General features: G+C 32.9%; 15 protein-coding genes. 2 read left to right on the top strand and 13 right to left on the bottom strand.

All coding sequences use genetic code 11. The features are described 5' to 3' along the window. The first annotated feature begins 281 nt into the window (after window positions 1-281). The gene (locus ACIQXJ_RS21620; protein ID WP_403057477.1) at window positions 282-938 is read left to right on the top strand and encodes a hypothetical protein; all 657 of its coding nucleotides are present in this window, start codon (window positions 282-284) and stop codon (window positions 936-938) included. 46 nt (window positions 939-984) lie between these two features. Here ACIQXJ_RS21620 and ACIQXJ_RS21615 read toward each other — a convergent pair whose 3' ends face one another. Beyond that, complete coding sequence (locus ACIQXJ_RS21615; protein ID WP_401012560.1) at window positions 985-1,659, bottom strand: KinB-signaling pathway activation protein; 675 nt, start codon at window positions 1,657-1,659, stop codon at window positions 985-987. Between the two features lie 151 nt (window positions 1,660-1,810). On the opposite strand from ACIQXJ_RS21615, the gene gerD reads away from it, so the two are divergent. Next, on the top strand, window positions 1,811-2,419 hold the full coding sequence (gene gerD / locus ACIQXJ_RS21610; RefSeq protein ID WP_340821796.1) for a spore germination lipoprotein GerD: 609 nt from the start codon (window positions 1,811-1,813) through the stop codon (window positions 2,417-2,419). 51 nt (window positions 2,420-2,470) lie between these two features. Here gerD and ACIQXJ_RS21605 read toward each other — a convergent pair whose 3' ends face one another. From ACIQXJ_RS21605 to rplM, 12 genes are all read right to left on the bottom strand, one after another. Next, a complete protein-coding gene (locus ACIQXJ_RS21605; protein WP_401021122.1) occupies window positions 2,471-3,526 on the bottom strand; it encodes a P-loop NTPase in 1,056 nt (351 codons plus the stop codon). A 72-nt stretch (window positions 3,527-3,598) separates the two neighbouring features. Next, a complete protein-coding gene (locus ACIQXJ_RS21600) occupies window positions 3,599-4,312 on the bottom strand; it encodes an N-acetylmuramoyl-L-alanine amidase (RefSeq protein WP_403057473.1) in 714 nt (237 codons plus the stop codon). A gap of 144 nt (window positions 4,313-4,456) precedes the next feature. Continuing rightward, window positions 4,457-4,933: a YxiG family protein gene (locus ACIQXJ_RS21595; protein ID WP_403057470.1), complete on the bottom strand. Its 477-nt coding sequence runs from the start codon at window positions 4,931-4,933 to the stop codon at window positions 4,457-4,459. Between the two features lie 32 nt (window positions 4,934-4,965). Next, window positions 4,966-5,409, bottom strand: coding sequence for a YxiG family protein (locus ACIQXJ_RS21590; RefSeq protein WP_403057468.1), 444 nt, complete (start codon window positions 5,407-5,409; stop codon window positions 4,966-4,968). A gap of 74 nt (window positions 5,410-5,483) precedes the next feature. Further along, the gene (locus ACIQXJ_RS21585; RefSeq protein WP_403057465.1) at window positions 5,484-5,927 is read right to left on the bottom strand and encodes a YxiG family protein; all 444 of its coding nucleotides are present in this window, start codon (window positions 5,925-5,927) and stop codon (window positions 5,484-5,486) included. Between the two features lie 39 nt (window positions 5,928-5,966). Continuing rightward, window positions 5,967-6,425 carry a YxiG family protein gene (locus ACIQXJ_RS21580; RefSeq protein ID WP_401021116.1) on the bottom strand — a complete coding sequence of 153 codons (459 nt, stop codon included), beginning with the start codon at window positions 6,423-6,425 and terminating at the stop codon, window positions 5,967-5,969. Window positions 6,426-6,433: 8 nt separating this feature from the next. Then, a complete protein-coding gene (locus tag ACIQXJ_RS21575; protein WP_403057462.1) occupies window positions 6,434-7,207 on the bottom strand; it encodes an SAR2788 family putative toxin in 774 nt (257 codons plus the stop codon). 17 nt (window positions 7,208-7,224) lie between these two features. Further along, window positions 7,225-8,058, bottom strand: coding sequence for a S8 family peptidase (locus ACIQXJ_RS21570; RefSeq protein WP_403057459.1), 834 nt, complete (start codon window positions 8,056-8,058; stop codon window positions 7,225-7,227). Between the two features lie 1,400 nt (window positions 8,059-9,458). Beyond that, the gene (locus ACIQXJ_RS21565; protein ID WP_403057456.1) at window positions 9,459-10,145 is read right to left on the bottom strand and encodes a hypothetical protein; all 687 of its coding nucleotides are present in this window, start codon (window positions 10,143-10,145) and stop codon (window positions 9,459-9,461) included. A gap of 93 nt (window positions 10,146-10,238) precedes the next feature. After that, the gene (locus ACIQXJ_RS21560) at window positions 10,239-10,571 is read right to left on the bottom strand and encodes a hypothetical protein (protein WP_403057453.1); all 333 of its coding nucleotides are present in this window, start codon (window positions 10,569-10,571) and stop codon (window positions 10,239-10,241) included. Between the two features lie 291 nt (window positions 10,572-10,862). After that, window positions 10,863-11,255, bottom strand: coding sequence for a 30S ribosomal protein S9 (gene rpsI / locus ACIQXJ_RS21555; RefSeq protein ID WP_004233744.1), 393 nt, complete (start codon window positions 11,253-11,255; stop codon window positions 10,863-10,865). 25 nt (window positions 11,256-11,280) lie between these two features. Further along, window positions 11,281-11,718 carry a 50S ribosomal protein L13 gene (rplM, locus tag ACIQXJ_RS21550; RefSeq protein WP_173479261.1) on the bottom strand — a complete coding sequence of 146 codons (438 nt, stop codon included), beginning with the start codon at window positions 11,716-11,718 and terminating at the stop codon, window positions 11,281-11,283. Window positions 11,719-11,745 lie beyond the last annotated feature (27 nt).

Raw genomic sequence — 11,745 nt, 5'->3', positions numbered from 1 at the left:
CTCTCCATAAAAGAAATTTGATTAGCTCAAATTGTTTTGCTGGCATCAATTTTGATGTCCAAAATTTTGTTTCGTTCACTAACATATGTTAGCTAGTAAAAACTATATTGATTACGTTTTGCTTGTTCAGTTTTCAAGGTTCATTTTGTTTCGTTTGTCGCGTCATCTCTTGGCGACTTATACATAATAACATCGATTAATCATGAAAGTCAACATAAAATCATAAGTTTTTTTAAGGAGTTTATTTTTATGTTTAAAATTATAGAAATGGGGTTTTTAATATGCTTCGTAAAACGTTGATATCACTAGTTGTCATAGTAATATTGTTTATCTTTATTAAACCAATAAATTCTACGATGATTTCTGTATTTAATATTGCTAATGCACCAACGGTTGTAACAAAAGGGCATTATGGCACTTCTCTTATTGTCGAAATTTCCTTTTCTGATGATAAACTTTTAGATTGGCTTAAAAATGTAAAAGCACCTTATCCGCTTCTTCTTTTAGATGCAGCATGGATTGAACGATCACCAGAGCATATTAAAGTAATACAACAAAGAAAACTGCCCACAGGATTACTAGGTCCCGAGGATTCAGTAGAAGTACCAATTGATATTGCATTGCTGCAAAAAGATGTTAGTACTTATGAAAAATATTTAAAGACAACACCACTTTGGTTTGCTACACGAAATCATCAGTATTCTCAGGATTTACAAAAAAGCTTATTTCAAAAACAAATAAATATTCTTTCTCCTTCACTCATTTGGCAAGGTGAAAAAACGCCCGAATTACAAAAAGGAGATTTTTTATTTCTTCCTTTACATCAAGACACTAAGGTCACTTTTAAAGAGTTAAATACATTATTGCAACAAAATAAATTTATGTCGATTGAAGAAAATATATTCGGTTACTCAGTGCAATCTAAAAAAACCCCATAATAAAAGTAGCCTCATCATATTTGAGGCTACTCATTTTTTACATTAACTATGCATTTTTTGCCTGATTAAGTCGCGCTTTACGACGTTCTTCTAATTTTTTGCGATCTTCATCGGATTTTGCGTTGTATTTTGGTAATACTAATAATTGATATGCATTTACAGCTAGTAATGGGAATAACAATAATGCAACATATTCGTTAATATTTTCATCGCGCCCCATTAATGCGATTGTCCACTCTAAAGTTGTAACAACAATCATGAAAAATAATGCAGACACTAGAACATGTTTTTTTCCTGTCATTTTAACTTTTTGTACAGCTGTAGCAATTGAAGCGAAAATTAATACAATTAACAGCCCTAAATAAAACACCCAGCTTTGTCCATCTTTTACACCAGGTACAAAACGGAAGAACACAATATCGAAAATGGTAATAACAATTAATAATAGCTGTACCCAATTCCATAATGTCAGTGTTCTAAAGATGTTAACACCTACCTGATGAAGCGTTAAATAGGCGAAAAAACCTGCCTGTGCAATAACACTCATCGTAAACCCTAGGAATACCATCCATAGAATCCCTGCGAAAAATTCCCCCCATTGACCATTTGCTACATATGGTTGAAAGAAGCTCCATCGAATAAATAAACTAAAAATTCCGTTGACTACGCCACCAACGAGCATTGCAAAGAAGAAAAACTTTGCCCAATTTCGTATCGTCACAACTCAAAGTCCCCCAATTTCTTCATATATCTGTAATCATTTTAACAATGCATTGTTAAAAAAGCTATTTCTCTTCGCAAGCTATACATAAAGTCATCATAAATGTGAACAATAATTGAAAGAGTCTATCTATAGAAAGGACTGATGTTTAATGCGAAAATTGACTTTATTACTGATTTTGACGCTATTTCTTGCTGCCTGCTCTCAACAAGATAAAACCTCTACCATGTCTTATGATGAGATAAAAAAAATTATGATCGACTCTCTACAAACAGAGGATGGAAAAAAGGCGTTACGACAGCTTCTAGAGGAACCGAGTTTTCGTGAATTATTGATATTAGAACATGATGAAGTGAAAAAGGCGACAGAAGAGACTTTGCTTTCAAAAGAAGCTGAGGATTTTTGGAAAAAGACATTCGAGGATCCAAAGTTCAAAGAAACTGTAGCCAAAAGTATGCAAAAGCAGCAATCGGATATTATGAAGGAACTAATGAAAGATCCCACATTCCAAAAGGATATGGAGTCATTCTTTGGTCAACCTGATATGCAAAAGCAAATGGAAACGATTTTAAAATCATCCAATCTTCGCAAGCAAATGGAGGAAGTCGTAAAGGAAACGATTGAAAGTCCGCTAATGCAAGCGAAATGGCTGGAGCTTATCAAAAAAAGCGGTGAAAGTACTTCATCGGAAAGCGATAGTAAAAAAGAGGCTAGCGGTGAAAGTGATGGCAGCGCAAATAAGGATGACAAAAGCAAATAACTTCACAAAACAAAAAGGATTTCCTCAGCTATTCGAGGAAATCCTTTTTATTTATTTATTTAATTTTTCAATGATTTTCGAAGCAATATCTAAATAAGTTTGTCCTGTAGAATGATTTTCGGCATACACAGAAGGCGCGAAATCTTCATCAGTCCAATCTGGCTGACCTAGTGGAATCTGTCCAAGTAGCTCTGTACGAAGTTCCTCAGTTAATTTTGCACCGCCACCTTGGCCAAATACAAATTCACGTTCCCCTGATTTTGACTCAAACCATGCCATATTTTCAATAACGCCCAGAATCTCATGTTCTGTTTGTAGAGCCATTGCACCTGCACGAGCTGCAACGAATGCTGCTGTTGGGTGAGGCGTTGTCACAACAATTTCTTTTGAAGAAGGTAACATTTGATGAATATCTAAAGCGACGTCGCCTGTTCCTGGTGGTAAATCTAATAGAAGGTAATCTAGTTCGCCCCATTCTACATCACGGAAAAATTGATCTAATACCTTTCCAAGCATTGGCCCGCGCCAAACGATCGGTGCGTTATTCTCAACGAAGAATCCCATTGAAATCACTTTTACACCAAAACGGTCAACAGGGTAAATACGATTATCCACTACTTTCGGCATATCTGTAACACCCATCATATCGGGCACACTAAATCCATAAATGTCGGCATCAATTAAGCCTACTTTTTTACCAAGGCGTGCTAAAGCAACCGCTAAGTTAACAGACACTGTAGACTTCCCTACGCCACCTTTACCAGATGCAATTGAAATTACCTGCACTGTGCTTAGTGGTGATAAAATATCTTGAGCTTCTGCTTCTGTTGCTGTTCCACGGAAGCTTTGCAGTTTTTCTGCCGATAACTCTTCAAAACGAATACCAACTGTGTTAGCGCCCGCTTCTTTTAATACATCCACAATTTTCATTTGAAGTTGCATTTGTTCAGGTGTATTTGTTTTAGCAATAGCAATTTTTACACTAACATGATTTTTTTCTTCTTTAATTGATACATTCGTAATACCGTCTGTTTCTGCTAAGGTTTTATGTAAAAATGGATCTTGTAGTTGTCCCAGTTTTTCTCGTACTTGTTGTTCAGTTATCACGACGAACACTCCCCTTATTTTCTGTCAATGTTAGTATATCATAATGCTCTGATTTACATAGTAGCTGTTGCTCTATTCAATTTTCCCAAGTAAGTAGTCTTCAATACCTTCAACGATAGCAGTTGCCATTTTCTCTTGATATTTTTTATCTACTAATAGTGCACGTTCCTCATCATTACTGATAAATCCAGTCTCCACTAACGCAGCAGGTACTTCTGCCTTTTTCAGCAAGTAGATTTGTTTGATCGATAATGCTTCCCGATCAGTATTTTGTAAGTTCGTTCGAATAGATTGCTGAATGCTCTTCGCTAGCAATTCCCCATCAGCATGTCCTTCTTTATGATAAAACACCTGCGCTCCACGCCATTTTGTTTCAGGAATTGCATTGGCATGAATTGTAACGAAAATATCTGGTTGTTCTTTTGCAACAATATCCTTTCGTAAAAAGATATCCTGCTTTTTTCGTTCCCTCAATGTACCAAATTTTTCTGATGGCGCGTGTTCTTCAATAACATCTCCATCCTTTGTACGTGTCATCACAACCGTTGCGCCTTTCTTCTTTAATTGCTTCTCCACATGCTGAGCAATTGCAAGTGTAATTTCCTTTTCAATTACTTCGCCCTTTGAAGCACCTCCATCCTGACCACCGTGTCCCGCATCAATGACAATTTTTATGCCACCAAGTGGGTCAGGTAAGAAGAAGTTGCGGTCCGAAGCATTCGTTTCATATGCCACGACCACTATACTCATCAGCATAATTACTCCTAGTGCAAGCCAGCGCTTCACCCATATCCACCACCCTTTATAGATAGTGTACGAAGTTCATGGTGGAACTATGCTAGAAAGTAAACAAAAAAACTCCCAAGCTTCTTGAGAGTTTAAAATGTATGATTTATGTTTCGGTACGCTCCACGCACAGCTTCTAGTCAATCAACTTTCATCTTCCCATTTCAGTTCACTTTCTGGCGCGATTAAATCTTTAAAAACCTTACCTTCAAAAACTACACGATTCGCTTCTATAAAGAAACAGTCTTTATTGTTAATGTGGAAGCTAAAATTTGTAGAAGATGAAATTTCTTCAATACCTTTTAATTCTGGGTCTAAACTTTCTATTGTAATTTTGTCCAAGTCATTTGGATGATAGCTAATCCCTGTTAGCAATTGCTCATCTCCGTAATCGTAGTCATTTAAACGAAAGCCCTCTATATTTTCGAGCTGACACATGTAGAAAGACAGTACTTGTTCAAAGAATACGACCTTTTTCAAAACTTCTTGTTTGTATTTTTTAGCGACAACTAATTTAACGGTTTCTCCAAAATAACCTATATCTACATTCATCACGACACCGAACTCTACTTCTTCCGATAAAAGCATTTGAATTTCTTCCATTATTTTTTCTTGTTCCATAATATCTCCTTCACTTAAAAGAATTCACGTTTTTAAGGAACTAACAAATTATTAAACACTTTATTATTGATTACTAAACGATTGGCTTCCAAAAAGAAATAATCTTTATTGTTTACTTGGAAATAAAAATTGGTATTTGAAGTAATTTCGATATCTTTTAAGTTGGCATTTATGTTCTCAGCTTTAATTTTACCGAAGCCATATGGGTGGTAGCTGATTTCTGACAACAATATATCATCCCCATAACCAAGCTCATTTAAACGAAATCCCTCTGCATCATCAGACTTACACATGTACAAAGAAAGTACTTGTTCAAATAATATAACTGTTTTTTCAATTAGCTTTTCACCTAAGCTAACCACAATTAATTTCACATTGTCTTCAAAATAATCTATATTAATATCAACAACTATACCGAACTCAGCTTGTGTAAATAAAAGTGTCTCTATTTCTTCAATTATTTTCTCCCGCTTCATAATCTATCCCTACTCTTATTTTTACTAAATTATTGAAATCAATTTAAACTTCCTACATCTAATTTAACCTCTTTTTAAAGTACTAACAAATTATTAAACACTTTATTATTGATGACTAAACGATTCGCTTCAAGAAAGAAATAATCTTTATTATTTACTTGGAAATAAAAATTAGTATTTGAAGTAATTTCAATACCTTTTAATTTTGTATTTAAAATCTCCGCTTTTATTTTACCAAATCCATATGGGTGGTAGCTGATTTCTGATAATAATGCTTCGTCCTTATCATTCAGCTCGTTTAAACGAAAGCCCTCTGCATCCTCTGAATTACACACGTACACAGAAAGTACTTGTTCAAATAATAGAATGGTCTTTTTAATGCGTTTTCTGCTTGTACTAAGCACATCTAATCTTACAGTTTCCTTTAAATAATCGATTTGAACATCAAAAAGCCTTCCAAACTCTGCTTCTGTAAATAAAAGTGTCTCTATTTCTTCAATCATTTTTTCTCTCGTCATAGTATCTCCACACTACAATCAATTTTAAATATTTTTAGCTCAAGTATCCTTTTTAAACTTTAAAAGATTATTAAACTCTTTATCATTGATTACTAAGCGATTCGCTTCAAGAAAGAAATAATCTTTGTCGTTTAATTGAAAATAAAAGTTTGTATCAGCTACATTTTCTTTTATTATATTTGATTTTAAATCTATTCTGTCCAATTTAATTTTACCGAATCCATTAGGATGATAGCCTATTTCTGATAACAATACATCATCTCCATATCCTAGTTCATTTAAACGAATCCCTTCTGCTTCGTCAAACTGACACATGTATAGTGAAAGCACTTGTTCAAATAAAATCATTGTTTTTTCAATTTGTCTTCCGCTAACACCCAGCACTACTAATCTCACAGTTTTTTCGAAATAATCAATATTAAATTTATATACTCTCCCGAACTCGGCTTGTTTAAATAAAAGCTTTTCAATTTCTTCAATCATTTTGTTTCTTTCCATATTATCTCCTATTTTTTGAATTTTTTTATTAGTTTAATAATTGTAGCAGGTGAAGATTCGTCTAACTTAATATGTGTTTTTTCTTTTTTACTTTCAAAGTTACCATTTATATCTATTGATTTACTACCTACGGACATACGCCAATAAGGATCTGATCTAACTCCTGATTCATCTTCCATTAATCGGACAACAATCTCCTGCTTTTTATTTGGAATGGTGATTACTTTACCTTTATTATTTTTAGCAGTTTTTACTGTACCACCAAACTGTTCTGTAATTTGCGAAACACCTAAATCGATTAAAGCTTTTATAGCCGCTTTTTTGCCATAATGCTTTATAGCATATTGTAATCCAACCCTAATTATCAGTATTGCCACTGCAGGTAGTGCTGTGGCTTCAGCGTGAAGAGAATTTAGCTCAGTCCTTTCACCTGTTAGCATATCAGTCAAATTAACATGGTAGTTCTCTTCTGTAAATTCGAGGACTTGCAATTCATAGTCCTTTTCCATTACATCATCATGCAGCATTTCCTCTAAATATTTTACAGAACCATGCATATTATTTTGATATTCAAAGGTCAATTGTGCACTAGCTTTCACATCGTCAGTTGCTAATGAAATATCTACTATTAAATTCTCATCATTTTCTTCAGAGTTAATTTCTATACCTTCATGTTGCTGCACATTATTATTCTCAAAAGTAGGCATATACGCATAACTAACATGTGGAAGAACATTAGAAGCAAAAAGTGTAAAAATTATGGCATAAATAATTTTTTTCATATTTACCCCTCCTGGCTCTACATTTTAATTAAACCATAACCGTATATTTCATCTTTTCCATCTACACCTAAGTCCAAGGCATACTTTTTCAATAAATTGAATGCGTCTTTATTGTTTTTTATATTAGATTTAGACAGCATTTCTTTCATAACAAATGAAGTGACATAAGCCGTAGCCAAAGAAGAACCTGATTGTATTTTGTATGTACCATCTAAATCTGCAACCCTAATATTTTGACCCTGAGCGACAAAATCTACTTTCCCAGTTGAAGATGTTGCTAACTGCATATTTTCTTTAGTTACAGCGCTTACTGAAATAACATCTTTAAAACGTGCTGGAAAATCACTATTAAACCCCAAATTATTACCTGCAGAACTAATAATAATCATTCCAGAATCTAAAGCTTTCTTTACTACTCTTTCTATTTCTGAATGATAACTTTGGAAACCAATACTTAAATTAAGAACATCTATTTCTTTTGTAATAGCCCATTCAACCGCATCAACAAAGTATTCTATTTCCCCCTTCCCATTTTCATTTAAATAAACAATATTAAAGAATTGAATATTCTTTTGTTCTTCTAATTCCAAGTTATTAACTATAACTGATGTAACCGCAGTACCATGCCCCAATAAATCAATTGGATTATCCACTTCCTTTTTTTCTAAAATATCGTAATTACATAAATTCAAATTTTTAAACAATTCATGTTGGACAAAAATACCACTATCAATAATGCCGACTTTTACTTTTTTATCCTCTAATGAAGTTTCATTTTCTTTGAAATATTCACAACCTAAAATTATTAATACCATTAAAAATAAAAAGAGGACGTCTTGCTTTTTAAGCATATTATTAAATACCTCTTTCCTCTATTAATTTAGAATCAATATTTTGCATATAAAAAAGTTAAACTTATTTGACTATTAACGGTTGAACTGATGTTCTTGAAACAAGAAATTAACATGACTATATTTAGATTTTGTCACAGGCAAAGGGTGGGGTTGTTCATATAGAGCGAATAAAACTTTCTTAGTATGGTAATGAAAGATTGATGTTTCTCTATAGTGTGTTCGTCAGCTTTAAATTTAAAGGATGCAAAGCGACTCTGATCTTTAATTTATATATTTTGGTTTTTTAAATTTAAGAGGTTGTTCAATCTGTGTTTTAAGCGTTGAGTTGTAAAATCCAGATGCACTTCGAGGGTCTAGTAAATAATTTTTGTTACAGTATTGTTTTAAAATCACCACCCACTATTTTTAGTTTTTCTATTTATCAATTGATTTAAAATCTAGCTAATTTTATGTAATCATTTTTTATAGCTTTTTAAGTTAATATAGTATCAATTATTATTTTTTAAATTTTACAAAGAAAATATATTATTTGTCAATATTTTCAGATATTTTTTAAAGATCTTATTACATAAAAGTTATTCCGATTTTTTATCTTTAAATTTATAACGTAAGAATATAGCAATGAGGAAACCAATGAAGTACCCTGTAAATCTAAATTGTTTTGACGTCGCAAAAATTTCAGTTAAGATATAAAAAATAACAAAACATAGGAGAAAATACTTTGCTGCAATGTCTCGCTTCTTTTCCATATTCATTAGAATGTTTACACATCCTTTGCATATTCCTTATTATTTTCTAGTTAGTAGATGCAGAGATTCATAAATAATGATATTAAAAAGAGGTGACCATACGTAAGCTTTAATTCTTAGGATTTATTCCGATTTTTTACAATCAATTTATAACGTAAAAATGCTGCGATGAGGAATCCAATGATGGGAACAGCATAATTAACCAGCCTTGAAAAAGTAAATATTTCTTTTAAGATAATAAAAACGATAAAGTAGGCGAGAATAAACTTGAAAGCAAGGTCTTGCTTCTTTTCCATATTCATAGAATGTTTCCACATCCTTTGCCAATTTGGTGTTATTAAAATGTAAGTGCAAATAAAAGTATCCTAAAACAGAGGGTATACGCGTAGATTTAAATGATGTGTTCTAATTTCAAGTTATTCCGATTTTTTATCTTTAAATTTATACCTTATAAATACTGCTATAAAGAAAAAAATGATGTAGCCCGTATATCTAAACTGCTTTGAAGTAGCAAAAATTTCAGTAGTTAAGAAATAAAAACTAATAAAGCATACGAGTAAACACTTTGCTGCAATGTCTCGCTTCTTTTCCATATTCATAAGAATGTTTCCACATCCTTTGCAAATTAGAATTAATACTTATAGATTTTTAAATTTCTACATCGTATAAACTATAGTTACCAGCGTATCCACTCTCTTTTCTGTAATTGCTTTTATACAATTTGTACAGCACTTCTTTTGAATCGATTATTTTATCTTTAAATATTAACTGGAATGTCCATATTCCCTCCACTAATAGGGGCGTGATTTTTAATCCTGCATAATAGATTCTTTTACCATTATCTTTATTTTTCTTTAAGCATTCAAAATCCAAAAAATGTAACTCTCCTTTTGGATTAATAATTTGGAAAAGTATCAGTGAGTCCTCTAGTATATTTTTCAAATTTGCCTTATAACAAATTGCTATATCTAAATTTGAAAATACATTAGTTTTACCAATAATATTAAAAGTAGACTGCTGAAAATCTTTGCCAGTGACCGAATTTTCAAGCTCTATATCTTTTACTTGTTTAACTGTATTAGCTACTTTTGAAAAATACATATTATTCACTTCATCAATACTATGACAATTCGGATCGCAAACACAAAATTTTTCATTCACTATAAAAGCATAATAATTTATGTTGTTTGCAATTCGCTTTTTCTCTTCGATAGGGACTTCCCACTGCAAGCCATTTTTACTAATAAGGTTCAATTTATTTTTTTGCATTTTTTTATCTAAATATACTAATAAAACGGATTCTAATTTAATTTGACTATTATATTTAATATTCATTAAACCAGTCCTCTTTCATTTTTGGTACAGTTTAGTTCTCTAACTAGAAAAGTAACAAGTTGAAAAAAATCCCAACTTGTTACTTTTTTATCATTATTTAGACCCGAGAATTACATCATGAATTATATTGTGAACAGACCTAACCCCAAATTCTAAAAGCATGGCAGTACCCACACCTTTGGCGACGCCTTTTAAACCACCCTTTGCTGCCCCATAAAAGGAACCTCCAATAATTGATGCTGGTTCATTCATATTTCCATAAACCGTTTGTTGAGCCGCCTTATTAATTGCTTTCCCATAATCTACAAATACTTGTCCAACCTTTTTTGCAGTACTATTAAATGTTTGCCCTACCTTTGTATTATTTAAAGCTTCACCCATATTTTTTCCAACATTATATGCATCAGAACGAACCTGAGTAGCCATTAATCATCACCCTCCATTTTAAAATTTAATATGCAAATTTCCATAGACAAACGAGCTTCAATCTACATAAACTTTCACATTAATTTCTATATATAGAGACTGTTTTACCTTAAGGTATTTTTATATTATCATCCTATATATTTTTTTGTAAATATATTTTGAATATTTCTTATATTATTTTTTTTATAGTTTTTTATTTCCTAGTAAGCGGAAGTAACACTTTAATTTCAAACAAAAAAACCCTCCCCACAAAAGTGGGAAAGGGTTTTGAAAACGCATATAATCGGATGATTAACGTTTTGAGAACTGAGGTGCACGACGAGCGCCGCGTAGACCTGGTTTTTTACGTTCTTTCATGCGTGAATCACGAGTAAGTAATCCAGCTGATTTAAGTGCAGCACGGAAATCTGGGTCTACTTGAAGTAGAGCACGAGCGATACCATGACGTACAGCTCCAGCTTGACCAGTATATCCACCACCGTTAACGTTTACGTGGATGTCATAGCTTCCTGTAGTTTCAGTAGCTACTAATGGTTGTTTAATTACTTCACGTAATGCAGCGAATGGTACGTATTCTTCGATTTCACGTTTGTTGATAACAATTTTACCTGTACCTGGTACTAAACGTACACGAGCTACAGAGCTTTTACGGCGACCAGTGCCGATGTATTGAACTTGTGCCAAAGTAATATCCTCCTCTTAATTTATATTATCCACGAAGCTCATAAGCTTCTGGTTTTTGTGCAGCATGTGGGTGTTCTGTTCCAGTGTAAACGTTAAGTTTACCGAACATTTTACGACCTAAAGAGTTTTTAGGAAGCATCCCTTTAATAGCTAATTCGATCATACGTGTTGGGTACTTTTCTAACATTTCACCAGCAGTACGAGTTTTTAAACCACCCGCAAATTGCGTATGGTGACGGTAAAGTTTACCCTCTAATTTGTTACCAGTTAAATGAATTTTGTCAGCGTTGATGATGATTACGTGATCACCTGTGTCAACGTTTGGTGTGAATGTTGGTTTATGTTTACCACGTAAGATTGCAGCTACTTCAGAAGCTAAACGTCCAAGAGTTTGGCCTTCTGCATCAACTACTAACCATTTACGGTCTACTTCGTGACCTTTAGCCATGAATGTTGTACGCATGTATATATCCTCCTAATCGATTCGATT

This window comes from Lysinibacillus sp. NPDC097868 (assembly GCF_044761135.1).
Classification (GTDB): Bacteria; Bacillota; Bacilli; order Bacillales_A; family Planococcaceae; genus Lysinibacillus.
This window is presented reverse-complemented; position numbering and strand designations above follow the sequence as displayed.